Annotated in this window: 22 protein-coding genes; 10 read left to right on the plus strand and 12 right to left on the minus strand. The window is 74.3% G+C overall.

The genetic code is table 11. The features are described 5' to 3' along the window. Positions 1–9: 9 nt before the first annotated feature. The 8 genes from NP048_RS03710 to NP048_RS03745 form a co-directional block, all read right to left on the minus strand. Positions 10–540 (minus strand): hypothetical protein, encoded by a 531-nt coding sequence (locus NP048_RS03710; RefSeq protein ID WP_227578141.1) that lies wholly within the window; start codon positions 538–540, stop codon positions 10–12. 62 nt (positions 541–602) lie between these two features. Next, positions 603–1835, minus strand: a complete 1233-nt coding sequence (locus NP048_RS03715; protein WP_284439721.1) for a pyridoxal phosphate-dependent aminotransferase — start codon at positions 1833–1835, stop codon at positions 603–605. A 151-nt stretch (positions 1836–1986) separates the two neighbouring features. After that, a complete protein-coding gene (locus NP048_RS03720) occupies positions 1987–2886 on the minus strand; it encodes an urease accessory protein UreD (protein ID WP_227578142.1) in 900 nt (299 codons plus the stop codon). A gap of 11 nt (positions 2887–2897) precedes the next feature. Next, positions 2898–3659, minus strand: coding sequence for an urease accessory protein UreG (gene ureG, locus NP048_RS03725; RefSeq protein ID WP_227578143.1), 762 nt, complete (start codon positions 3657–3659; stop codon positions 2898–2900). Next, the gene (locus NP048_RS03730; RefSeq protein ID WP_227578144.1) at positions 3652–4197 is read right to left on the minus strand and encodes an urease accessory protein UreF; all 546 of its coding nucleotides are present in this window, start codon (positions 4195–4197) and stop codon (positions 3652–3654) included. The genes ureG and NP048_RS03730 overlap by 8 nt, the downstream gene beginning before the upstream one ends. Before the next feature lie 412 nt (positions 4198–4609). Further along, positions 4610–6313: an urease subunit alpha gene (locus NP048_RS03735; protein WP_227578145.1), complete on the minus strand. Its 1704-nt coding sequence runs from the start codon at positions 6311–6313 to the stop codon at positions 4610–4612. Continuing rightward, positions 6314–6652, minus strand: a complete 339-nt coding sequence (ureB, locus tag NP048_RS03740) for an urease subunit beta (RefSeq protein ID WP_227578146.1) — start codon at positions 6650–6652, stop codon at positions 6314–6316. It lies immediately after the preceding gene. A 34-nt stretch (positions 6653–6686) separates the two neighbouring features. After that, on the minus strand, positions 6687–6989 hold the full coding sequence (locus NP048_RS03745) for an urease subunit gamma (RefSeq protein ID WP_207340531.1): 303 nt from the start codon (positions 6987–6989) through the stop codon (positions 6687–6689). A 267-nt stretch (positions 6990–7256) separates the two neighbouring features. Here NP048_RS03745 and urtA point away from each other — a divergent pair, with 267 nt between their 5' ends. The 6 genes from urtA (at position 7257) to NP048_RS03775 (ending at position 13132) form a co-directional block, all read left to right on the plus strand. Further along, entirely contained in the window at positions 7257–8546 is a 1290-nt protein-coding gene (gene urtA / locus NP048_RS03750) for an urea ABC transporter substrate-binding protein (protein ID WP_227580184.1), read from the plus strand. Positions 8547–8653: 107 nt separating this feature from the next. Further along, a complete protein-coding gene (gene urtB, locus NP048_RS03755; protein WP_227578148.1) occupies positions 8654–9538 on the plus strand; it encodes an urea ABC transporter permease subunit UrtB in 885 nt (294 codons plus the stop codon). Further along, entirely contained in the window at positions 9535–10752 is a 1218-nt protein-coding gene (gene urtC, locus NP048_RS03760; RefSeq protein WP_227578149.1) for an urea ABC transporter permease subunit UrtC, read from the plus strand. The genes urtB and urtC overlap by 4 nt, the downstream gene beginning before the upstream one ends. Continuing rightward, positions 10749–11693 carry an urea ABC transporter ATP-binding protein UrtD gene (urtD, locus tag NP048_RS03765; protein ID WP_227578150.1) on the plus strand — a complete coding sequence of 315 codons (945 nt, stop codon included), beginning with the start codon at positions 10749–10751 and terminating at the stop codon, positions 11691–11693. The genes urtC and urtD overlap by 4 nt, the downstream gene beginning before the upstream one ends. Then, on the plus strand, positions 11693–12385 hold the full coding sequence (gene urtE, locus NP048_RS03770) for an urea ABC transporter ATP-binding subunit UrtE (RefSeq protein WP_227578151.1): 693 nt from the start codon (positions 11693–11695) through the stop codon (positions 12383–12385). Before urtD ends, urtE begins: the two co-directional genes overlap by 1 nt. Positions 12386–12451: 66 nt before the next feature. Continuing rightward, entirely contained in the window at positions 12452–13132 is a 681-nt protein-coding gene (locus NP048_RS03775; protein WP_227578152.1) for a GntR family transcriptional regulator, read from the plus strand. A gap of 7 nt (positions 13133–13139) precedes the next feature. On the opposite strand, the gene NP048_RS03780 is transcribed toward NP048_RS03775, so the two are convergent. The 3 genes from NP048_RS03780 to NP048_RS03790 form a co-directional block, all read right to left on the minus strand. Next, complete coding sequence (locus NP048_RS03780; RefSeq protein ID WP_227578153.1) at positions 13140–13598, minus strand: hypothetical protein; 459 nt, start codon at positions 13596–13598, stop codon at positions 13140–13142. 118 nt (positions 13599–13716) lie between these two features. Continuing rightward, positions 13717–13851, minus strand: a complete 135-nt coding sequence (locus tag NP048_RS03785) for a methionine/alanine import family NSS transporter small subunit (protein ID WP_227578154.1) — start codon at positions 13849–13851, stop codon at positions 13717–13719. Then, on the minus strand, positions 13851–15473 hold the full coding sequence (locus NP048_RS03790) for a sodium-dependent transporter (RefSeq protein ID WP_227578155.1): 1623 nt from the start codon (positions 15471–15473) through the stop codon (positions 13851–13853). Before NP048_RS03790 ends, NP048_RS03785 begins: the two co-directional genes overlap by 1 nt. Before the next feature lie 169 nt (positions 15474–15642). On the opposite strand from NP048_RS03790, the gene uca reads away from it, so the two are divergent. The 3 genes from uca to NP048_RS03805 all read left to right on the plus strand — a co-directional run bounded on the left by uca (position 15643) and on the right by NP048_RS03805 (position 22203). Beyond that, positions 15643–19290 (plus strand): urea carboxylase, encoded by a 3648-nt coding sequence (gene uca / locus NP048_RS03795; RefSeq protein WP_227578156.1) that lies wholly within the window; start codon positions 15643–15645, stop codon positions 19288–19290. Then, on the plus strand, positions 19287–21146 hold the full coding sequence (locus NP048_RS03800) for an allophanate hydrolase (protein ID WP_227578157.1): 1860 nt from the start codon (positions 19287–19289) through the stop codon (positions 21144–21146). The genes uca and NP048_RS03800 overlap by 4 nt, the downstream gene beginning before the upstream one ends. A gap of 82 nt (positions 21147–21228) precedes the next feature. Next, positions 21229–22203 carry an energy-coupling factor ABC transporter permease gene (locus NP048_RS03805; protein WP_227578158.1) on the plus strand — a complete coding sequence of 325 codons (975 nt, stop codon included), beginning with the start codon at positions 21229–21231 and terminating at the stop codon, positions 22201–22203. Positions 22204–22257: 54 nt separating this feature from the next. On the opposite strand, the gene NP048_RS03810 is transcribed toward NP048_RS03805, so the two are convergent. Then, on the minus strand, positions 22258–22629 hold the full coding sequence (locus tag NP048_RS03810) for a DUF4031 domain-containing protein (RefSeq protein ID WP_308054114.1): 372 nt from the start codon (positions 22627–22629) through the stop codon (positions 22258–22260). Positions 22630–22905: 276 nt separating this feature from the next. Here NP048_RS03810 and NP048_RS03815 point away from each other — a divergent pair, with 276 nt between their 5' ends. Next, on the plus strand, positions 22906–23196 hold the full coding sequence (locus NP048_RS03815) for a WXG100 family type VII secretion target (RefSeq protein WP_227578159.1): 291 nt from the start codon (positions 22906–22908) through the stop codon (positions 23194–23196). Positions 23197–23218: the final 22 nt, after the last annotated feature.

Here is a 23218-nt window from a genome sequence, read left to right on the forward strand (position 1 = left end):
GTTCGCTGGTCAGCGCGGCGGCGCGGGCGGGACCGGGCCGCTCGTGGGCGGGAGCTCGTACGGGGACGTGGTGCCCGACGCGGGAGGGGCGGCAGGGGTGCCGTAGGCGCTGGGGGTCCCGTAGGCGTCGGGAGCCCCGGGGGTGCCCGGCGCGCCGTAGCCCGCGTACGCGCCGCTGCCGTAGACGCCGCTGCCGTAGACGCCGCTGCCGTAGACGCCGTTGCCGTACGCGCCGGCGCCGTCAGCGGGGCCGCCGTACGGGGTACCGCCGTTCGCCAGCGCGAGGCGGGCCTCCGCCTCCCGCAGGCGCCGCTCGACCGGCCACTCGACGAACGCGAACATGATGAGGAAGACCACTCCCGCGACGGGCACCAGGACCAGGAGCCCGTGCCAGAGGGTCCAGCCGGCCTTGCGGGCGATGCGCATGTACATGTAGATCGCGAAGACGATGAACGCGACGTAGAGGAGCGACATCAGCGCGAGCGCGACGACCGCGCCCGCTTCGGGTCCGGAGTCGTAGCCGGAGGAGACGTTCAGCATGGGTCTCGGGGTCCTCGGGTCGGGGGTGGGGAGCGCGCCAGGCTACCGCCGACCCGAGGTGGTCAGCGGGGCTTCTGCCGGTACGACGCGAGGAAGTTGCCCATGCGCTCCACGACCTCCCCGAGGACACGTGCCTCGGGGAGCGTGACGATGCGCAGGTGGTCGGGCGTCGGCCAGTTGAACCCGGTGCCCTGGACCACGAGGATCTGCTCGCTGACGAGCAGGTCGTACACGAGCTGCGCGTCGTCGACGATGCCGAAGTGCTCGGGGTCCAGACGCGGGAACACGTACAGGGCGCCGTCGGGCTTGACGCACGAGACGCCGGGGATCGAGTTCAGCCCTTCCCAGACGACCTGGCGCTGCTCGTGCAGCCGGCCGCCGGGGGCGATGAGGGCGTCGATCGACTGCACGCCGCCGAGCGCCGCCTGGATCGCGTGCTGCGCGGGCACGTTGGGGCACAGGCGCGTGGAGGCCAGCAGGGTCATCCCCTCGAGGAAGCCCTTCGCGTGCCCCTGCGGACCGGTGACCGCGACCCACCCGGCGCGGTACCCGGCCACGCGGTACGTCTTCGAGAGCCCGTTGAACGTCAGGCACAGCAGGTCCGGCGCGACGCTCGCCATCGGGATGTGCTGCGCACCGTCGTAGAGGATGCGGTCGTAGATCTCGTCCGCCAGCAGGAGCAGGCTGTGCTCGCGCGCGATGTCGGCGATCTGCTCGAGCACCTCGCGCCGGTACACGGCGCCCGTCGGGTTGTTGGGGTTGATGACGACGATCGCCTTGGTCCGGGGCGTGATCTGCTCGCGGATGTGCTCGACGTCCGGCTCCCAGCCGTTCGACTCGTCGCAGCGGTAGTGCACGGGCTGGCCGTCGGACAGGCTCGTCATGGCCGTCCACAGCGGGTAGTCGGGGGAGGGGATGAGGACCTCGTCACCCTCGTCGAGCAGCGCCTGCAGCGTCATCGTGATGAGCTCGGAGACGCCGTTGCCGAGGTACACGTCGTCCACGTCGAACGTCGGGAAGCCCTCGACGGTCTCGTAGCGCGTGACGATCGCGCGGCGCGCGGGCAGGATGCCGCGCGACTCGGTGTACCCGTGCGCGTAGGGCACCGCCGCGATGACGTCGGCCACGATCTGGTGGGGCGCGTCGAACCCGAACGCCGCCGGGTTGCCGGTGTTGAGCTTCAGGACGCGACGTCCCTCGGCCTCCATGCGTGCGGCCTCGTCCAGTGCCTTGCCCCGGATCTCGTACAGGACGTTCTTCAGCTTGGCGGACTGGTCGAGCGGGCGCAGCGGCATGTTATGCAGGGTATCGCTGCGGACCGGGCCGCGGAGTGGCCACCCGGCAGGAGGTGGCCTGGTCGCCGCGGTGCACCCGGACCGTCCCGGTTCGCCCGGTCCCGAGGGACTGCATCGCGCTGCGCCTCGCCTGGGGGCGGTGTGGTCCGGCCTACGGCGTCCCGGTCGTGCGACCGCCGCCGTCGAGCGTGCGCCCGCTCCCGGCAGGCCCGCCCACAGCCGTGCTCTCGCTGCCGACGTCGACCACCGACGGGGAGACGGCCGCACGGGCGCGCGTCACCGTCACCGCCAGGTCGCCCCGGTGGGCATCGGTCCCGAACGTCCGCACGAGGGTGCCGGGGCGGTCCAGCTGCAGCACGTCCGCACCCGCAGGCGCGTCGTCCTCGTACCGTGCACCGAGCACGGTCACGGTGTCGAGGCACCGCGCGCCCCCCAGGAGCGCCGGGTCCCGTCTGCTCTCCGGGGACACGGTGAGGGTCTCGACGAGCAGCGGACGCCCGGCAAGACGTGCGTGCGTGCTCGTCGTCAGCAGTCCTCCGGCCTCGCCCGTGCGGCCCAGCACGAACGTCTCGCGCAGCACCGCCACCGCACCCTCGGCCAGCTCGACCCGGGCGCTGCGGGTCACGTCGGCACCGGTCGCGACGACGAACGGCAGTGCGTCCCACACCAGCAGCGCACCCGCCCCCACCTGCACGTCCACGTCCCACGAGGCCCGTCCGCCCTGCATGTCGTACGCGACGGTGCCCGTGATCTCGACGACCTCCAGCACGAGCCCCGGGGCGACGTCGAGCTCGATGCGGACGTGGTCACCGGCCAGCAGAAGCGCCTGCGTGGCGACGAGCGCGACCCGCACCGTGCCGTCCTCGTCCGGCAGCCGCCGGCACGACAGCGCGCCACCTGCCACGTCGAGGCGCGCACGGCCACCCGTCGGGCCGCTCAGCGCGATCCTGGTCGTCATCACCGGGTGCGCGGACGTCCCGGCGGGGGTGGGCGCGTCCACGGGCGCCGGGCCGCCGGCGTCGGCGGGGCCGGTCGGCCCGGTGCCGTACACGGGTCCGCGTCTCAGACCGCGCGCCCGGGCACGAGGTCGTCGTGGCCGTGCCCGTGCTCGTGGGTGTGGACCGTCACGTTCCCGTCCTCGTCGGCGTGACTGTGGGGGGCCATGGGACCGGGGTCGACGGGCGTGTGCCGGCCCTCGCGGACGGCCGCCGTCATGCGCCGCACCCAGTCGGTGAGCGCGTCGACGGACGCGCGGTCGTGCCGCGACAGGCCGATGACGGGGCCGCCGTCGCGCGCGTCGGACGCGTCGCTCAGCATGCGCTCGACGTCGACCTCGACGTACGGCGCCAGGTCCGTCTTGTTGACGACCAGCAGGTCGGCGCGTGCGATGCCCGGGCCGCCCTTGCGGGCCACGTCCCCGCCACCCGCGACGTCGAGGACGAAGATCTGCGCGTCGACGAGCGCGGGGGAGAAGGTCGCCGTGAGGTTGTCGCCGCCGGACTCCACGAGCACGAGGTCCAGCGGCCCGTGGTCGGCCTCGAGGTCCTCGACCGCGATGAGGTTGGGCGTGACGTCGTCGCGGATCGCGGTGTGCGGGCACGCGCCCGTCTCGACGGCGCGGATACGGTCGATCTCCAGCACGCCGGCCGCCCGCAGGATCTGCGCGTCCTCGTCGGTGTAGATGTCGTTGGTGACGACGCCCATCTCGATCTCGTCCGCGAGCTCCCGGCACAGCAGGCCGATCAGCGACGTCTTGCCGGTGCCGACCGGCCCGGCGACGCCGAGCCGGAACGCGCGGGCGGGGGTGGCGGGGGTCTCAGCCATGGAACAGCCTCCGGGTGGTGCCGGCGTGGGCCTGCGCCCACGCGTCGGTCATCGGTGCCCCGGCCGACGGGATGTCGTCCGGGTCGGTCAGGTGGGCGACGGACGCCGCCATCTGCGCGACGGCGGGATGCAGGTCGAGCACCCACCGCGTCGTCGTCGCCGGGTCGAGAGGGGTGAGCTTGAGCGCGGCCGACGCGATCGTCTGGACGTCGTCGTAGCCGACGAGCAGCGCGACCTGGAGCGCGTCGAGACCGGCGACCGCCCCGATCGCCCCCGCGACCAGCGGGCGCGGGGGAGCGGACCCGGGCGCGAACGCTCCGGCGAGGTCGCCCGGCCACAGCGCCAGCGCGAGCCGCAGGTAGCCACGGCCGAGGCGTCGTGCGGCGTCGCGGACCGCGGGGCTGGGGGTGCGCGCGGCCCACGCGTCCGCGACGGGCGCGAGGTCGCGCCGGTCCAGCCACCGGTGCCGCGCGACGACGGCGGCACCCGCCTCGGTCGCGGTCACCGTCCGCAGCCGCGTGGCCGCCAGTGCGGGCACCCGCGTGACGTCCTCCCGCCCAACATGCCCGCGCGAGAGGGCGATCGAGTCGGGGGCGCGGTGACTGGATTGCTCTCTCACGCCCGGGGTGGGGTGGGAGGTGACCGCTGCGGGCACCCCCGTTGGCATCCCCGTTGGCACCCCCTTGGGCACCCCCGTTGGTGGTGAGAGTGCAATCCAGTCCACGGTGGCGTGACGGGGTGGCGCGTCGGGGGACGGGGGCGGGGTGAGCAGGCCCGCCTGGACGGCCGGCTCGAGGCCCGCGGAGTGGGCGTGCGCGCCCGTCGGGAGGCGCGCGTCGGCCAGCATCGCGAGCACGAGCAGGGCTGACGCGTCGGTGGCTGGCCCGCTGTCTCGCGAGGGAGGAGCGGTGACTGGATCGCCCTCTCGCGGAGGGGTGGGGGTGTCCACGTCAGAAGAGGGAGTAGAGCTGGGCCAGGGGCAGGACGTCGGCCGGCGCCGGCTCGACGACGTCGCCGTCGACGCGGATGGTGAACGTCTCCGGGTCGACCTCGATCCGAGGCAGGACGTCGTTGTTGACCATCTGCGCCTTGCCGACGTCGCGCGTGGGCCGGATGGCCTCGAGCCGGCGTCGCAGGCCGAGGCGGTCGGCCAGGCCGTCGTCGAGGGCGGCGGGCGCGACGAACGACACCGACACGTCCGCACCCGTCGCGTCCGCGAAGGACGGGCGCATGAGCACCGGCTGCGGCGTCGGGATGGACGCGTTCGGGTCACCCAGCGCGGCCCACGCGATGGACCCGCCCTTGACGACGACGTCGGGCCTCACCCCGAAGAACCGCGGGTCCCACAGCACGAGGTCGGCCATCTTGCCGACCTCGACGGACCCGACGACGTGGTCGATGCCGTGCGCGACGGCCGGGTTGATCGTGTACTTCGCGACGTAGCGGCGGGCGCGCTCGTTGTCCGCGGGCAGGGCCGACGACAGCGGGCCGCGGCGGTGCTTCATCACGTGCGCGACCTGCCACGTGCGCGTGATCACCTCGCCGATGCGGCCCATCGCCTGGGCGTCGGACGACGTGATGGACAGCGCGCCCATGTCGTGCAGGACGTCCTCGGCCGCGATGGTCGTCGCGCGGATGCGGGACTCGGCGAACGCGAGGTCCTCCGGGACGGACGGGTTCAGGTGGTGGCAGACCATGAGCATGTCGAGGTGCTCGGCGACGGTGTTGACGGTGTGGGGGAGCGTCGGGTTGGTCGACCCGGGGATGACGTGGGGCAGCGAGGCGACCGTGAGGATGTCGGGCGCGTGCCCCCCTCCCGCGCCCTCGGCGTGGAACGCGTGGATCGAGCGGCCCGCGATCGCACCGATCGTCGACTCGACGAACCCGGCCTCGTTGAGCGAGTCGGAGTGCAGCGCGACCTGCAGGCCCCAGTCGTCGGCGGCGCGTAGCGCGGCGTCGATCGCGGCGGGCGTGGACCCCCAGTCCTCGTGGACCTTGTACCCGCCGGCGCCGGCCAGGGCCTGCTCGGCCAGGCCCCGCGCGCTGACGGTGTTGCCCTTGCCCAGCAGCAGCAGGTTGACCGGCACGGTGTCGAGCGCGCGGTGCAGCGCGCGCAGGTGCCACGCGCCCGGTGTGACGGTGGTGGCCTTCGAGCCCTCCGACGGGCCCGTGCCGCCGCCCGCGAGCGTCGTCAACCCCGTCGCCAGGGCCTCGTGCACCTGCGACGGGGACAGGAAGTGCACGTGCACGTCGATGCCGCCCGCGGTGAGGATGCGACCCTCACCGCTGATCACGTCGGTCGACGGGCCGATGCGCAGGTCCGGGTGCACGCCGTCGGCGACGTCCGGGTTGCCCGCGCGACCCAGGGCCACGATGCGCCCGTCGCGGATGCCGATGTCGGCCTTGACCACGCCCCACCAGTCCAGGACGAGCGCGTTGGTGACGACGGTGTCCGGCGCGCCCTCGGCGCGCGTCGTGGAGCCCTGGGCCATGGACTCGCGGATCGACTTGCCGCCCCCGAAGACGGCCTCCTCGCCGCCGACGGTCAGGTCGTCCTCGACCTCGATCCACAGGTCGGTGTCGCCCAGGCGGACCTGGTCACCGGTCGTCGGGCCGTACAGCGCCGCGTAGCGGGCGCGGGAGATCGCGACCATCTAGAGCGCACCCCCGTCGGTCTTGCCGAGCTGCAGGCCGGGCACGCACCGCGCACCGCGGATCGCCACCGCGTCGACCGACCGCGACGCGCCCGGCTCGAAGCGCTGCGACGTCCCCGACGGCACGTCGAGCCGGAACCCGTGCGCGGCCGCGCGGTCGAACGCGAGCGCCGCGTTGGCGTCGGGCAGGTGCAGGTGCGAGCCGATCTGCACCGGGCGGTCGCCGGTGTTCTCGACGACGAGCGTGAGCCGCTCGGCGGGGGTGCGGTCGCCGTTGAGCACGACCGTGCCCTCGCGCGTGCGGACGGCGCCGGGGCCGTCGGCGGACGTGCCTGACATGGGTCCTCCGTCGTGTGGTGCGGGCAGGTGAGGGTCAGGCGATGGGGTCGTGCAGCGTCACGAGCTTGCGACCGTCGGGGAACGTCGCCTCGACCTGGACGTCGCGCAGCATCTCCGGCACCCCCGGCATCACCTGGTCGCGGCTCAGCACCGAGCGGCCGTCCGCCATGAGCTGCGGGACCCCGACGCCGTCACGCGCCCGCTCGATCACCCAGGTGCTGAGCAGGGCGACGGCCTCGGGGTGGTTCAGCAGGACGCCACGCGCCAGGCGGTCACGCGCGACCATGCCGGCGACGGCCAGCAGCAGCTTCTCGGAGTCGGCGGGGGTGAGCCTCATGGCGAGCACCCTAGGGCGGTGCACCGGCCTGTATGCGCCCCCGTATACGCACGAAACGCGATGTTTACAGGACCGGGTTCGCGCCCCCAGCGGCGCGAAACCAACTGTTTACGTCCCGGGCCCGATCCGAGAAACACGGCCTCTCTAGCGTCCTCGGCCATGGGCACCGGCCTGTATACGCCGCGGGACACAGTGCGGTGGCACGCGGTGGGTCGGTGCCCGAGCCCGGCTTCGCCCGTCAGCTCGTCCTGATCGAAAGGCACTCCGTTGACCACACACCCCCTCCCCTCGCGGACGTCCCGGAAGCGCGCGCTCGCACTGTCGGCCGCCGCGCTCGCGGCCGCACTCACGCTCTCGGCCTGCGGTGGCGCCCGCACCGCCGCAGGCACGGACGGCGGCACGGCGTCCGCGTCCGGCGGAGCCTCCTGCGTGGACACGTCCGGGGACACCGTGAAGATCGGGTTCCTCAACTCGCTGTCCGGGACCATGGCCATCTCCGAGCAGACGGTCCGTGACTCCCTCGACCTCGCGGCCGAGGAGATCAACGCCGCCGGCGGCGTGCTCGGCAAGCAGCTGGAGATCGTCGCCGAGGACGGCGCCTCCGAGCCGACCGTCTTCGCCGAGAAGGCCGACAAGCTCATCTCGTCCGACTGCGTCGCCGCGGTCTTCGGCGGCTGGACCTCCTCGTCCCGCAAGGCGATGCTGCCGGTCTTCGAGTCCAAGAACTCGCTGCTGTTCTACCCCGTGCAGTACGAGGGCCTCGAGGCGTCGAAGAACATCTTCTACACCGGCGCGACGACGAACCAGCAGATCATCCCCGGCATGGACTACCTCAAGGAGCAGGGGAAGAAGAAGGTCTTCCTCGTCGGGTCGGACTACGTCTTCCCGCGCACCGCGAACAAGATCATCAACGCCTACGCCGAGGCGAACGGCATCGAGATCGTCGGCGAGGAGTACGCGCCCCTGGGTCACACCGACTTCGCGACGATCGTCAACAAGCTCAAGGCGTCCGGCGCCGACGCGGTGTTCAACACCCTGAACGGCGACTCCAACGTCGCGTTCTTCAAGGAGTACAAGAACGTCGGCCTGACGGTGGACGCCACCCCGGTGGTCTCGGTGTCGATCGCCGAGGAGGAGGTCGGCGGCATCGGCGTCGACAACATCGTCGGCCAGCTCACCGCGTGGAACTACTACCAGACGGTCGAGTCGCCCGAGAACACGACGTTCGTCGCGGCGTTCAAGGCGAAGTACGGCGACGACCGGCCGACGTCCGACCCGATGGAGGCCGCGTACACGTCCCTCTACCTGTGGAAGGGCATGGTCGAGAAGGCCGAGTCCTTCGCGGTCGCGGACATCCAGGAGGCTGCGGACGGCGTGAGCTTCGACGCCCCGGAGGGCACCGTCACCGTCAACGGCGACAACCACCACATCGCCAAGACGGCGTACATCGGGGAGATCGGGCCCGACGGCCTCATCTACTCCGTCTGGGAGTCGGACGGCCCGATCGAGCCGGACCCGTTCCTCGAGGGCTACGACTGGGCCGAGGGCCTGTCCTGACCCGCGTCCCGCACCCCCGGACGCACCCCTGAGCGTGGTGGCCCGGTCCGACGCACGGACCGGGCCACCCGCCCCGGTGCACGACCACCCACGGAAGGCGGCGCCGCATGGACGCCCTGTTCTCCCAGCTCTTCGCGGGCCTGAGTCTCGGCTCGGTGCTGCTGCTCGCGGCGCTCGGCCTGGCCCTGACGTTCGGTCAGATGGGCGTCATCAACATGGCGCACGGCGAGTTCATGATGGCCGGCGCCTACACGGCGTTCGTCCTGCAGGCGTTCATCCCCGACGCGGGGATCTCGCTGCTCGTGGCACTGCCCGTCGGCTTCGTCGTCGGCGGCCTTCTCGGGCTGCTGCTGGAGGTCACGCTGATCTCCCGGATGTACCGGCGACCACTGGACACGCTCCTGGTCACGTTCGGCGTCGCGCTGGTGCTGCAGCAGCTCGCACGCGACGTCTTCGGCGCCCCGAACGTCGACGTCCGCGCCCCGGCGTGGCTCTCGGGGGCGGTGCCGTTCCTCGGCATGAACCTGCCCAAGACGCGGCTGTTCATCCTCGGCCTCGCGATCGCGTGCGTCGTCGTGCTGGCCCTGGTCCTCAAGCTCACGCCGCTGGGACGGCGGATCCGCGCGACGGTCCAGAACCGGGACCTCGCCGAGACGTCGGGCGTCTCGACGCGCGCCACCGACCGCCTCACGTTCTTCGTCGGCTCCGGCGTGGCCGGGGTCGCCGGCGTCGCGCTGACGCTGCTCGGGTCGATCGGCCCGACGCTCGGCACCAACTACATCGTCGACGCGTTCCTCGTGGTCGTCGTCGGTGGCATCGGCCAGCTCAAGGGCGCCGTGATCGCCGCGTTCTCGCTCGGGATCGTGCAGGCGGCGTTCGAGTACTCGACGACGGCGAGCCTGGCCAAGGTCCTGCTCTTCGTCGTCATCGTCGCGTTCCTGCAGGTGCGGCCGCAGGGCCTGGTCTCGGTCCGCACGCGGAGCCTGGCATGAGCGCGGGGACGACCGACGTGGCCCGGCCCGCGAGCACGTCGACGACCTGGTGGCGACGCCCCGCGATGCGCGTGTGGGTCGGCGTCGCGGTCGCTGCGGTCGTGCTGTTCGGGCTGGCGCCCGCACTGCTCTCCGACTTCCGGCTGAACCTGCTCGCCAAGTTCCTGTGCCTGGCGATGGTCGCGGTCGGGATCGGCCTGGCGTGGGGGCGCGGCGGCATGCTCGTCCTCGGGCAGGGCGTGTTCTTCGGCATCGGCGGCTACCTGATGGCGATGCACATGAAGCTGTCCGACGCGGGCCCCGGCGGGGTGCCGGACTTCCTGCTGCTGTACGGCGACGGCGTCGTGCCGGGCTGGTGGGAGCCGTTGCGCAGCCCCGTCGTCACGATCCTCGCGATCCTCGTGCTGCCCGCCGGCATCGCCGCCCTGCTGGGGCTGGCGGTGTTCCGCCGCCGCGTGCGCGGCGCGTACTTCGCGATCCTCTCGCAGGCGCTCGCCGCCGCGTTCGCGATCCTCCTGGTCGGCCAGCAGAAGGTCACGGGCGGCACCAACGGCCTCAACGGGTTCCGGTCGTTCTTCGGGTACGACCTGGCCGACCCCGTCAACAAGCGGATGCTCTACTTCATCGCCGCGGGCGTGCTCATCGCGATGGTGGTGGTCGTGCGGCTGCTCATGCACTCGCGCTACGGCGAGCTGCTCGTCGCCGTCCGCGACCAGGAGAACCGCGTGCGGTTCCTCGGGTACGACCCGGCGAACGTCAAGGTCGTCGCCTACGCGATCGCGGCGTGCTTCGCGGGCATCGGCGGCGCGCTGTTCGCCCCGGTCGTGGGGATCATCTCGCCCGCCGACGTGGGCGTCATCCCGTCCATCGGGTTCCTCGTGGGCGTCGCGATCGGCGGCCGCGCGACGCTGCTCGGCCCGGTGCTGGGCGCGGTGGCCGTGTCGTGGGCCGAGACGGGCCTCTCGGAGCAGTTCCCGTCCTTCTGGACCTACTTCCAGGGGGCAATGTTCATCCTCGTCGTCGCGTTCCTGCCGCAGGGGTTCGCGTCCCTCGGCGGCCTGTGGCGGCGGCGTCGCAGGACGCCCGGTGACGTGCCCGGTGACCTGGGTGACCCGCCGGCCCCGACCGCCGCACCCGTGGGGTCCGGCACGGCACCCGACGACGACGCGCAGCACGCCGCCGACGCGGCCCGCACCGCAGGGAGGCACACATGAGCGAGCAGACCGACACCGGTCCGGTCGTCCCGCCGGACGCGACGGGGGGCCTGGACACCGAGGCCCTGGAGGCGGTCATCGCCGCACCGGGCGCGCGCTTCCGGCACGACTACCTGGAGATCCGCGACCTGCGCGTCGTGTTCGACGGGTTCGTCGCGGTCGACGGCGTGGACCTGACCGTCACGCAGGGGGACCTGCGGTTCCTCATCGGGCCCAACGGCGCCGGCAAGACGACGATCGTCGACGCGATCACGGGCCTGGCGCACGCGACCGGGTCGGTGCAGTTCGGCGGCGTCGAGCTGCTCGGGCGCCCGTCGCACCGGATCGTGCGCGCGGGCGTCGGACGGACGTTCCAGACCGCGAGCGTCTTCGACGAGCTCACCGTGCTGCAGAACCTCGACATCGCCGCCGGGGCCGGACGCGGGCCGTGGACCATGCTGCGACGCCGCAACGTCGTACCGCCCGAGGTCGAGGCCGCGCTGGAGACCGTGGGCCTGACGCACGTGCGTGACCTGCCCGCCGGGGTGCTCGCGCACGGGCAGAAGCAGTGGCTGGAGATCGGGATGCTGCTGGTCCAGGACGCGCGCCTGCTGCTGCTCGACGAACCCGTGGCGGGCATGAGCCAGGCCGAGCGCGAGGAGACGGGCCTGCTGCTGCAGCGCATCGGTGAGCAGCGCACGGTCGTCGTCGTCGAGCACGACATGGAGTTCCTGCGGTCGTTCGCGTCGTCGGTCACGGTGCTGCACCAGGGGCGCGTGCTGTCGGAGGGGACGGTCGCGCAGGTGCAGGCCGACCCGCGCGTCGTCGAGGTGTACCTGGGGTCCGGGGCGCACGGCCGGGGACGAGGCGCGGCGGCGCAGACGGATGGCGCGGCGGCGCAGACGGATGGCGCGGCGGCGCAGACGGACGCCGCGCCCGCCGCGACCACGGAGGTGGAGTGATGCTGGAGCTGCGTGGGGTACACGTCGGGTACGGCCGCACCGCGGTCGTCCACGGCGTCGACGTCGAGGTGCCGGACGGGTCCGTCGTCGCGGTCATGGGCCACAACGGTGCGGGCAAGACGACGCTGCTGCGGGCCGCGGTGGGGCTGCTGCCCGTGCGGTCCGGCACGGTCCTGCTGGGCGGCGAGGACGTGACGCGCCGACGCCCGCACCAGCGGGTGCGCGCCGGGCTCGCGTACGTCCCGCAGGGGCAGCAGTCGTTCGGCCAGCTCACTGCGCGGGAGAACCTGCAGCTCGTCGCCGACGTCGCCGGGTCGGCGGGGGGCCGGCGCCTCGACGAGGCGCTCGACCTGTTCCCCGCGCTGCGCGAGCTGCTGGGGCGCCGGGCGGGGCTGCTGTCAGGTGGGCAGCGCCAGCAGCTCGCGATCGCGCGGGCGCTGATCACCGGGCCGCGCCTGATCGTCCTCGACGAGCCCACCGAGGGCATCCAGCCGTCGGTCGTCGCGGAGATCGAGGACGCGATCGTCCAGCTCGCGGGGGACGGGCTGTCGGTGCTGCTCGTCGAGCAGCACGTGGGCTTCGCGCTCGCCGCGTCGTCCCGCTACTACGTCCTGGAGTCGGGTCGGGTGACGGCCGAGGGTGTCGGTGGGGTCGCCCAGGAGGGTGACGTGCGTGCCGCCATGGCGATCTGAGCGTCCTCGGGCGGGCGATCCCCGGGGCGTCCGCCCCGGGGACGTGGGGGGCGGAGGGCTGCTGTCATGAGCATGGCCGGCGGGTCGTTGCGCGAGCAGGTGTACCAGCAGCTGCGCGACGAGATCCTCAACGGACGCGTCTCGCCGCGTGAGCGGCTCACCGAGCCCAAGCTGTCGAAGGCGTTCGAGGTGTCCCGCACGCCGGTGCGCGAGGCGCTGTCCCGGCTGCTGTCCGACGGGCTGGTCGAGCGCACGGACTTCGGCTACGCGGTCGTCGTGCCGTCCCTGGCCGCGCTGCGCGACCTGTACGAACTGCGCATCACGCTCGAGCTGCGCGGCATCGCGCGGGCCATCGAGAACCCGCAGGTGCAGCACGACCGTGCCCTCCTGGGCGCCGAGCTGGCGCGCTGGCAGGAGATGCGCGACGTCGTCCCCGACCCCGACCCGAGCTTCGTGGTGCTCGACGAGGGGTTCCACCGCGCACTGTCCCAGGCGTCGGGCAACGGGCAGCTCACCGACGCCCTGGTCACCGTGAACCAGAAGATCCGCGCCGTGCGCATGCACGACTTCATCGAGGACGAGCGCATCACCGCGACCATCGACGAGCACCTGGAGATCCTCGAGCTCGTGCTCGCCGAGCGCCTCGGCGAGGCGCTCACGGCGCTGCACCGGCACGTGGGGGAGTCCCTGGAGGTCGTCATGGAGCGCGCCTCGCACGCGATGGCGCGCATGGCGCTCGCGGGCTGACCGCGCGTCAGGCGAGGACCACCGGACAGTCGTCCTCCCAGATCCGTGCCACGGTGTCGCGGGCCGGGGAGAGGTCGGGGAAGGCCTGCGACCACGCGTCCAGGATGCCGGCGCGGCGCTCGGCCCCGACCAGGTAGAACCCGAAGTTGACCACGTCGTAGCCCCTGACGTTCTCGCAGATCGCGCGCGCACCGTCCTGCAGGGGGGTCGCGTCGAGCGGCACCTCGTCGGGCCACCTGACGGTCACCGTCAACGTGTTGGCGAAGCCGTCGAGGTGCGTGCTGGTGTTCGTCTCGACGGCGTCCGGCAGTGCCTCGGCCACGGCGTCCTTGACGACCTTGGTGATCGCGACGCCGTTCTCGTCGAGCGGTGGCCCGCTGACCTGGTCGCGCATCGCGTTGCAGCCGCCGAGCACGAGGGTCAGCGTGAGGGCTGCGGCGAGCGTGGCGAGGGGGCGTCGTGCCATGGGGTGCGGGTCCTTCGGGTCGGGCGGCGGGGTCGCCCAACATAGACAGGGGCCACACCCAGGGGCGCCGGCGACACCATGGCCGCACGGGTGAAACGACCTCCGCCCGAGGGGCGGATCACAGGTCGCGGCGCACGTTCTCCGCCCGGTTCTCGACCGAGCCGTGCCGCAGCAGGTTGACGATCGCCGCGGCCAGCCCGCCCCAGATGACGACCATCGCCACCACCATCATCACGATCGCGCTCGTGCTCATCAGCGGTCTCCCTCGTCGTCACGGACCGGGCGTGCGCCGGACGCCCCGATCCCGGTGGCGTCCAGCGGCGCCGTGGGGTCCGAGCCGGGTGGCGGCCCGTCCAGGTGGGTCCCGGCGCGCCAGGGGACGCGGGCGATCAGGAACCCGACGACCGGCAGCAGCACCACCATGAGCCAGCCGAAGACCATCAGCAGCCAGGCGGGGTAGTCCTCGTAGGGCGCGCCGAGGTCGTCGCGGAGCGCGAAGACGAGCACGACGACGAGCCCCACGGGGGCCACGACGCTCGTCAGGACGCGCCAGGTCCGACCGACCCGCGGGCGGCCGTGGACGTTGAGGTGCGCGCCGAGGGCGGGCAGGGCGCGCAGCGCCCAGGCGACGACCAGCATGCTGACCAGCGCCACGACGAGGATGCCGTACTGGTTGACGAAGTGGTCGACGACGTCGAGGACGTAGATGCCGCTCGTCGTGCTGAACAGGGCCAGGCTCAGCAGCGCGCACGGCACGACGACCGCGAGGGTCGCGGTGAGGCGACGGGTGTCGAACTTGTCGCGGACGGCGGAGATGACCACCTCGATGACGCTGACGAGCGACGTGATCCCGGCGAGGACCAGGGACGCGAAGAACAGGACCCCGATGAGGGCGCCCGCCGGCGCCTCGCTGATGATCGTCGGGAACGCGATGAACGCCAGGCCGATCCCGCTGCTGGCGACGTCGGCGACGGCGACCCCGTTGGCCTGCGCCATGAACCCGAGGGCGGCGAACACGCCGATGCCGGCGAGCAGCTCGAAGCTGGAGTTCGCGAACCCCACGACGAGCCCCGAGCCGACCATGTCCTCGCGGCGGCCCACGTACGAGGCGTACGTGATCATGATCCCGAAGCCGATGGACAGCGAGAAGAAGATCTGGCCGAACGCGGCCGCCCACACCGACGCCGAGGTGAGCGCCGACCAGTCCGGCGTGAAGAGGGCGTCGAGGCCGGCGGTCGCGCCCGGCAGCAGCAGCGCCCGCACGACGAGCGCCGTGAACGCGAGGATCAGCACCGGGATGAAGACCATGGAGCTCGCGCCGATCCCGCGCTGGACACCGAGCGCCATGATGACCAGCACGCTCAGCCACACGATCGCGAGCGGCACGAGCACGCCGGGCACCACGTCGGTGGTGACGCGGACGTCGCCGGCCTGGAGGAACTCCCCGAAGAAGAACCCCTCCGGGTCGGAGCCCCAGGCCTTGTCGAGGGAGAAGAAGGTGTAGCGCAGGGCCCACGCGACCACGGCCGCGTAGTACACGGCGATGACGAAGCAGATCGCCACCTGCCACCAGCCGAGGCCTTCGGCGCTGCGGCGCAGGCGCGCGAAGGACAGCGGTGCGGAGCCGCGCTGCCGGTGACCGATCGCGTAGTCGAGCAGCAGGAACGGGATGCCTGCCGTCAGCAGCGCGACGAGGTAGGGGACGACGAACGCGCCCCCGCCGTTCTCGTAGGTGACGTACGGGAAACGCCAGATGTTGCCCAGCCCGACCGCCGAGCCGATCGCGGCGAGGATGAAGACACGCCGGGAGCTGAACGCTCCGCGCTTGCGCTTCTCGTCGACCTGCCCGGTGGCACCTGCCCCTGCTGCGCTCATGCCGGCCCCCCGCCGTCGTGATGCTCCGAGCGTGCAGGATCCCGGCGAACCGGTCAACGCGAACCGCACGTAACCCACCGTTAACCTGCGCGAGCGCCCAGGGCAACACCTCGTCCCTACGGTCCGGATACCCGCGTGTATACACGCCGCTGCCGACCCGAAGGACGCCGTGTTCGACACCCTGCTCGTGGCCAACCGCGGCGAGATCGCCGTGCGCGTCCTGCGCACCGCGGCAGCGGTGGGCCTGCGCACGGTGGCGGTGTACTCCGACGTGGACGCCGCCGCACCGCACGTGCGGCTCGCGGACGTCGCGGTGCGGATCGGCGCGCCCGACGCCTACCTGCGGGCCGACGCGCTCCTCGACGCGGCGGTCGCGACGGGTGCGGGCGCGGTCCATCCCGGGTACGGGTTCCTCTCGGAGGAGGCGGCGTTCGCGAGCGCGGTCGAGGCGGCGGGCCTGGTGTTCGTGGGCCCGACGCCCGCGCAGCTGGCCGTCTTCGGGGACAAGCACCGCGCGCGCCGCGCCGCGCGGGACGCGGGCGTCCCGCTGCTGCCCGCCAGCGGCCTGCTCGTGGCGGTCGACGACGCACTGGCTGCGGCGGAGCGCATCGGCTACCCCGTGATGCTCAAGGCGGTCGACGGCGGTGGCGGCACCGGGATGCGGGCGTGCGTCGGGCCGGCGGACGTGCGTGCGGCTTTCCCCCGTCTCGCCGCGTCCCACGACGCAATCTTCCTCGAGCGCCTCGTGCGTCGCGCACGGCACGTGGAGGTGCAGGTGTTCGGCGACGGCGCCGGACGCGTGCTCAGCCTGGGGGACCGCGACTGCTCGCTGCAGCGCCGCCACCAGAAGGTGGTCGAGGAGGCGCCGGCTCCCGCGCTGCCCGCGGACCTGCGGGAGCGCCTCGCGTCCTCGGCCCGCGCACTGACCGCGCAGGTCGGGTACCGGTCCGCCGGCACCGTCGAGTACGTCGTCGACGTCGAGCGCGGCGAGCACGCGTTCCTCGAGGTGAACGCGCGGCTGCAGGTCGAGCACACCGTGACCGAGGAGGTCACGGGCGTCGACCTCGTCGGGTGGATGCTGCGCCTCGCGCGGGGCGACGACGACCTGCGCGCCGAGCTCGCGGCGCTGCCCGAGACCGGTCCGCCGGTGCGCGGGCATGCGGTCCAGGCGCGTGTGTACGCGCAGGACCCGCGGCGCGACCACCGCCCGGGCGCCGGTCTGCTCACGGGCGTCGACCTGCCCGCGGGCGTCCGCGTGGACACCTGGGCGGAGCCGGGCCTGGAGGTCACGACGCACTACGACCCGCTGCTCGCCAAGGTCGTCGTGCGCGCGGACGACCGTGCGTCCGCGTTCGCCGCGGCCCGGGCCGCGCTCGCCGTCACGGCGGTGCACGGCGTCGCCACCAACCTGCCGCTGCTGCGCGCCGCGCTGACCGACCCGGACGTCCGCGCGGCCCGTCACACGACCGCGACCCTGGCGGGCGTCACCGACGACGAGCCGTGGGTCGAGGTGCTGCGCCCCGGGGTCCTGACGACCGTGCAGGACTGGCCCGGACGCGTCGGGTACTGGGACGTGGGCGTCTGCCCGTCGGGGCCGGTGGACGACCTGTCGTTCCGGCTCGGCAACGTCGCGCTCGGCAACCCCGAGGGTGCGCCGGGGCTGGAGTGCACATTGGCGGGCCCTCGGCTGCGGTTCAGCCACCCGGCGGTCGTGTGCGTGACGGGCGCGGACGGGCCGGTGAGCGTCGACGGCGTGCCAGTCCCGCAGTGGGAGCCGGTCGACGTGCCGGCGGGCGGCGTGCTCGACGTCGGGGCGCCCACCGGGCCGGGACTGCGGACGTACGTGCTGGTCCGCGGGGGACTGGACGTCCCCCGCTACCTCGGGTCGGCCGCGACGTTCGCACCCGGCGGGTTCGGCGGGTACACCGGGCGCGCGCTCGCGACGGGTGACGTGCTGGTCCCCGCGCGCGTGCCGGACGACGCCCGCCCGGTCGCACCGGTGCCCGTCGAGGCGCGTCCGCTGCTCACGCACGCGTGGGAGCTCGCGGTGCAGGAGGGTCCGCAGCCGGCCCCGACCCACCTGACGCGCGAGGGCATGGCGACGCTGTACGCCGCGACGTGGCACGTGCAGGCCCACACCGACCGCAGCGGCGTCCGCCTGACCGGCCCGCGGCTCGGCTGGGCGCGGCCCGACGGCGGCGAGGCCGGCCTGCACCCGTCGAACGTGCACGACAACCCGTACAGCGTCGGTGCGCTCAACCTGTCGGGTGACACCCCGATCCTGCTCGGCCCGGACGGGCCGTCGCTGGGCGGGTTCGTGTGCCCGGTGACGGTGGTGGCGGGCCACCGCTGGCGGCTCGGGCAGCTCCGGCCCGGTGACACCGTGCGCCTGGTGCCGGTCGACGCGGCCGCCGCCGAGACGCTGCGCACCTCGACGGTGCGACGGGCCGCCGTGCGGCTGCCCGCAGACCTGCGCACCGGGCCCGACGGCGACGACGGCGTGCTCGCGCAGGTCGCGCACGGCGGCTCGCCCGGGCGGCCCGCCGTGGTCTACCGGCGCGGCGGCGACGACAACGTGCTCGTCGAGTACGGCCCGCCGGTGCTGGACCTGGGACTGCGGCTGCGCGTGCACGCGCTCGCCGAGGCGCTGCGGGCTCGCGCCCTGCCCGGCGTCGTCGACGTCACGCCGGGCGTGCGGACCCTGCACGTGCACGTCGACCCGGCGCTGCTGCCCGTGCGCGTGCTCGTCGACGTGCTCGTCGCGCTGGAGGCGGACCTGCCGGCGACCGACGCGCTCGTCGTGCCGTCGCGCCGCGTGCACCTGCCGCTGTCGTTCGAGGACCCGGCGGTGGGGGAGGCGGTCGAGCGGTACACGGCGGGCGTGCGCGAGCGCGCACCGTGGCTGCCGTCGAACGTCGAGCTCGTGCGCCGCATGAACGGCCTGGCGAGCACGCGGGACGTCCTGGACACCCTGCTGGCCGCCGAGTACCTCGTGCTCGGACTCGGGGACGTGTACCTGGGCGCGCCGCTGGCCGTGCCGCTCGACCCCCGGCACCGGCTGATGACGACCAAGTACAACCCGGCGCGCACGTGGACAGCGGCGGGGACGGTCGGGCTGGGCGGGCAGTACCTGTGCGTCTACGGCATGGACTCCCCGGGCGGCTACCAGCTGGTCGGGCGGACGCTGCCCGTCTGGTCGGGGCACCGGCGGCGGGGCACGCCCGGTGTGCCGTGGCTGCTGCGGTTCTTCGACCGCATCGTGTGGCACCCCGTCAGTGCCGCCGAGCTCGCGGAGCAGCGCGCCGCGTTCGCCGCCGGGCGTCACGACGTGCGCGTCGAGGAGGGGGTGTTCTCCGCGCGGGAGCACCAAGGGCTGCTGACGACGCACGCGGAGGAGATCGCGGCGACGCGCGCGAGGCAGGCGGTGGCCTTCGCGGCGGAGCGCGCCGCCTGGGCCGCCGCGGGGGAGCTCGACGTCCGCGGGGGCGAAGGGCCGGCGTCCGTCCAGGCGTCGCACGTCCGGACGTCGCACGTCGGCTCGGGCGCGGTCGGGGCTCCCGCCGGCGACGTGGACGGGGCCGCGCTCCCCGCCGGGCAGGTGCTCGTCGAGTCGCCCATGGTGGGGGCCGTGTGGCGGGTGGCGGCCACGGTCGGCGCCGACGTGCGCGCCGGCGACGTGCTCGTCGCCCTGGAGGCCATGAAGCTCGAGCTGCCCGTCGCCGCACCTGCCGACGGTCGCGTGGTGCGGGTGCTCGTCGAGCCCGGGCACCACGTGGCACCCGGCACGCCCCTCGCAGTGCTGGAGCTCGCGACGTGACGGCCCTCGGCCCCGACGCGGCGGGCGCGTGCACCGCGACCGCGCAGGCCCGGGTGCGCGCGGCCCACGCGCGCCTGCGGGAGGTCGACCGGCCCGAGGTGTGGACGTTGCTGCTCCCCGAGGCCGACGCCCTCGCCACGGCCCGGCGGGTCGACCAGCGGGTCGCCGCGGGTGAGCACCTGCCCCTCGCGGGCACGACGCTGGCCGTCAAGGACAACGTCGACGTCGCGGGCCTGCCGACGACCGCGGGCTGCCCGTCCTACGCCACGGACCCCCGCGGCCGCCCCGGCCCGGCCCCGCGCACCGCACCGGCCGTTCAGGCGCTGCTCGAAGCGGGCACGGTCCTGCTCGGCAAGACCAACCTCGACCAGTTCGCCACGGGCCTGGTCGGCACGCGCAGCCCGTACGGCGCGGTCCGGCACGCGACACGGCCGGACCGGGTGTCCGGGGGGTCGTCGTCCGGGTCGGCGGTCGCCGTCGCGCTGGGCGTCGCGGACATCGGCATCGGCACCGACACGGCCGGGTCCGGCCGCGTCCCGGCCGCGTTCCACGGCCTGGTGGGCATCAAGACGACCGTGGGGCTCGTCCCGACCGACGGCGTCGTGCCCGCGTGCGCGTCGTACGACGTCGTGACCACGCTGACGCGCGACCTGGCGACCGGTGCGCGTGCCACCCGGATCATGGTCGACGCCGGGGGCGACCGGTCGGGCCGTCGTCGCTGGCCCACGGACGTGCGGCTCGCGCTGCCGGAGCACCCGGTCGTCGCCGTCCCACGAGCGGCGGACCTCGACGCCCTGGCACCGTCGTGGCGCGTCGCCTTCGGCGCGGCCGTCGCGCACGCGCAGGCCGTGGGCGCACGCACGGTCGAGGTCGACGTCTCCGGCATGCTCGCCGCCGCGCACCTGCTCTACGAGGGCGCGATCCTCGCCGAGCGGTACGCCGCCGTCGGGGAGTTCCTGGCGGGCTCGCCGCCGGACGCCGACCCGACGGTCGCCGCCATCGTGCTCGCCGGGGCGAGCGTCCCCGCGGCCGCCTACGTGCGGGACCGGGCCGCGCTGGTCACGGCGCGCGCCCAGGCGCTCGACGTGCTCGACGGGTGCGACCTGCTGCTGCTGCCCACGACCACCGACCACCCCACCCTCGCGGACGTGGCAGCCGACCCCGTGGGGGTCAACCGGCGGCTCGGCACCTACACGAACTTCGTCAACCTGCTCGACCTGGCCGCGGTCGCGGTCCCCGTCGGGGCCGCCGACGGCGGGCCGTTCGGCGTCACCGTCCTCGCACGCGCCTTCGACGACCAGCCTGCGCTCGACCTCGCGGCACGGCTGCTCGAGCCGATGACGGGCGACGGCACCCCGGTGCGCCCGGGCACCGCCGCGCCCCTCGTGGTGTCGGGGTCCGTCGAGCTGCTGGTGGTCGGGTCCGCGGTCCAGCCGGCGGTGCGACGCGCCCTCGTCGACCTCGGCGGGCGGTGCGAGCGCAGGGCGCGGACGTCGGAGGCGTACGCGCTGCGCACGCCGGGGGTGGACGAGGTGCGCAGCGCGGGTGCGAGGTGTCAGCGGACGCCGGCCCCGGGTGAGGCGCCTACGTCGCCCCCGTACCTCCACGGGCACGCTCTGACGCGCGTCGCACCCGGTGCCGGCGCGTCCTTCGCCGGGGAGGTCTGGCGGCTGTCGGCCGCGGCTCTCGGCACGCTGCTGGCGTCGCTGCCCGCGCCGGCAGCACTCGGCCCGGTCGAGCTCGCCGACGGCTCGTGGGTCGTCGGCTGGTCCTGCACGGCCCGCACCCCCGCAGACGCGGGCCGCGGTGCCGGGCCCGGGCGCCCCGCGGTCCTCGCGGCGCAGGGGACCCGATGACCCGGCACCACCCGGCCCCACGCCCCCACCACCCACCCCTGACCAGGCAAGCCCGCCGCCGAGCAACCGAAGGAGCACGACGATGCACGTTCCCGACCAGTACCTGAGCGACCCGGTGTCCGTGACGACCGCGGCGGCCGCCGGCGCCGTCGTCGTGGCCGCCGCGCTGCGTGCCCGACGCGGTGCCGCGCGTGCGCCGCACCCGGCGATGATCGGTGCGACGACGGCGGCCGTGTTCGGCCTGCAGATGGTCAACTACCCCGTCGGCAGCGGCACGAGCGGGCACCTGATGGGCGGCGCGCTGGCCGCGGCGCTGCTGGGCCCGGCGTGGGGGCTGCTCTCGGTCTCCCTGGTGCTCGTCGTGCAGGCGGTGGTCTTCGCGGACGGCGGCCTCACGGCGCTGGGCACGAACACGCTGCTCATGGCAGTCGTCGGGACGCTCGTCGGCTGGGTGGTCGCGCGGGGCGTCGTGGGCGCCGCGCGCCGCCGGTCGGCAGGCGGGGACGGACGTGCGGCGGGCGCGGTGGGTGCTGCCCTCGGCGGTGCCGCGGGGGTCGTCGCGGCCGCGGCGCTGTTCGTCGGGCTGTACGCCGTGGGCGGGACGGTCGGCGTGCCGACGGGTGCGCTGGCGGCGCAGATGCTCGGTGTGCACGCCCTGATCGGCATCGGCGAGGCCGTGATCACGGGAGCCGTGGTCGCGGTGGTCGTCGCCGTGCGGCCGCAGGCGGTCGCGCTCACCGCGCGCGACGGCGCGCCTGCACGCTCGGGGGCGCTGCGTCCGGCCGGCGTCCTCGCGGGGCTCGCAGGGCTGGCCGCGGTGGTGCTGTCCTCGGCCGCCTCGTCCGCCCCCGACGGCCTCGAGGCGACGGCGGCGCGCACCGGGTTCGCGGGTGCGGCGCGCGACCACGCGCTGGCCGGGTGGCCCCTGGCGGACTACGGCGAGGCCGCGGGTGTGCTCGTCGCCGTCGCGGGGGCGGTCGGGGTGCTGGTCTGTGCAGCGCTCGCGGCAGGGGCGGCCGCGGCGGTGGCCCGATCCCGGACGACGGCCGAGGTCTGAGGCGCCCGCCGTCCGCAGTCCGCATCCCGGGACGCGGCCCGCGCGAGACCGGCCTCAGGCGTCGTCCGGGGCGGCGTCGGACGGCTGGGCCCGGTCTCGTGAGGGCGCTGTCCCAGCCGGTGGGACGTCCCGGTCGTGACCGTCCCGCAGGGGGGCCCGTGGGCGCCGGTCGCGGGCCGTGACGCGCAGCCCCGACGCGCGCAGGCGGCGGACCAGGTCACGCGCGTCCACGGGCTCGGCGCCCAGCGCGACGACGTCGTCCCACCGCTCCGCCGGCACGTCGTAGTGGTCGTGGTCGAACGCCCGCCGCGGTATGCCGGCACGCTCCGCGAAGACGTGCAGCTCGGCGTACGAGGTGTCGCTCACGAGATGCCCCCACACGGTCCCGTGCCGGGGCCACAGCGGGGGGTCGACGAGGACGGTCACGGGTCCGAGGTTACGAGAGGGGGCTGCGCGCGTCGCCGGCGCGCCCGTGCGGACGGTGGTGCCGTCGCGCCGTCGGAGGGTGCGGACGGTGGCGGCGTCGCGCCGTCCTGCCCGCCGCGACGGTGGCGCCGCAGTCCGTCGACCCGACCCCAGGCCCCGCGAGAACCGGGTTCGTCCACCGATGTGCAGGTGCCCGCCGGTCGGTGCGTCCGGCGTCCGTAACGTCGCCGTGGTCGGTGCCGCGCACGGCGGCACCACGGCAGCAGGAGGACGTCCATGAGCAGGTACGAGGTCGACAGCGCACAGCTCGACGGGTCCGCGGCGGCGGTGCTGGCACGCTCCGCGAGCATCCAGGCGGAGGTCGCCGCGATGCAGCGGCAGCTCGTCGAGCTGCAGGCGACGTGGCGCGGCGGCGCCGCCGGGGCGTTCGGATCGGTGGTCGCGGAGTGGAACGTGACCCAGGCGCGCGTCGAGCAGTCGCTCGCGCAGATCGCGGCGGCGATGCAGGCGGCCGCCAGGACGTACGCCGAGGCCGAGGCGCACGCCTCCCGGCTGTTCGCGCACTGACGGCGGGCCGCCCACCGACACC

It is taken from the genome of Cellulomonas xiejunii (assembly GCF_024508315.1).
Classification (GTDB): domain Bacteria; phylum Actinomycetota; class Actinomycetes; order Actinomycetales; family Cellulomonadaceae; genus Cellulomonas; species Cellulomonas xiejunii.

What these genes read in the sequence shown, in the direction of transcription:
- NP048_RS03710 (WP_227578141.1), bottom strand. Translation starts at nt 540, where the DNA reads ATGCTGAACGTCTCCTCCGGCTACGACTCCGGACCCGAAGCGGGCGCG.
- NP048_RS03715 (WP_284439721.1), bottom strand. Translation starts at nt 1,835, where the DNA reads ATGCCGCTGCGCCCGCTCGACCAGTCCGCCAAGCTGAAGAACGTCCTG.
- ureG (WP_227578143.1), bottom strand. Translation starts at nt 3,659, where the DNA reads ATGGCTGAGACCCCCGCCACCCCCGCCCGCGCGTTCCGGCTCGGCGTC.
- NP048_RS03735 (WP_227578145.1), bottom strand. Translation starts at nt 6,313, where the DNA reads ATGGTCGCGATCTCCCGCGCCCGCTACGCGGCGCTGTACGGCCCGACG.
- ureB (WP_227578146.1), bottom strand. Translation starts at nt 6,652, where the DNA reads ATGTCAGGCACGTCCGCCGACGGCCCCGGCGCCGTCCGCACGCGCGAG.
- NP048_RS03745 (WP_207340531.1), bottom strand. Translation starts at nt 6,989, where the DNA reads ATGAGGCTCACCCCCGCCGACTCCGAGAAGCTGCTGCTGGCCGTCGCC.
- urtB (WP_227578148.1), top strand. Translation starts at nt 8,654, where the DNA reads ATGGACGCCCTGTTCTCCCAGCTCTTCGCGGGCCTGAGTCTCGGCTCG.
- urtC (WP_227578149.1), top strand. Translation starts at nt 9,535, where the DNA reads ATGAGCGCGGGGACGACCGACGTGGCCCGGCCCGCGAGCACGTCGACG.
- urtD (WP_227578150.1), top strand. Translation starts at nt 10,749, where the DNA reads ATGAGCGAGCAGACCGACACCGGTCCGGTCGTCCCGCCGGACGCGACG.
- urtE (WP_227578151.1), top strand. Translation starts at nt 11,693, where the DNA reads ATGCTGGAGCTGCGTGGGGTACACGTCGGGTACGGCCGCACCGCGGTC.
- NP048_RS03775 (WP_227578152.1), top strand. Translation starts at nt 12,452, where the DNA reads ATGAGCATGGCCGGCGGGTCGTTGCGCGAGCAGGTGTACCAGCAGCTG.
- NP048_RS03780 (WP_227578153.1), bottom strand. Translation starts at nt 13,598, where the DNA reads ATGGCACGACGCCCCCTCGCCACGCTCGCCGCAGCCCTCACGCTGACC.
- NP048_RS03785 (WP_227578154.1), bottom strand. Translation starts at nt 13,851, where the DNA reads ATGAGCACGAGCGCGATCGTGATGATGGTGGTGGCGATGGTCGTCATC.
- NP048_RS03790 (WP_227578155.1), bottom strand. Translation starts at nt 15,473, where the DNA reads ATGAGCGCAGCAGGGGCAGGTGCCACCGGGCAGGTCGACGAGAAGCGC.
- NP048_RS03805 (WP_227578158.1), top strand. Translation starts at nt 21,229, where the DNA reads ATGCACGTTCCCGACCAGTACCTGAGCGACCCGGTGTCCGTGACGACC.
- NP048_RS03815 (WP_227578159.1), top strand. Translation starts at nt 22,906, where the DNA reads ATGAGCAGGTACGAGGTCGACAGCGCACAGCTCGACGGGTCCGCGGCG.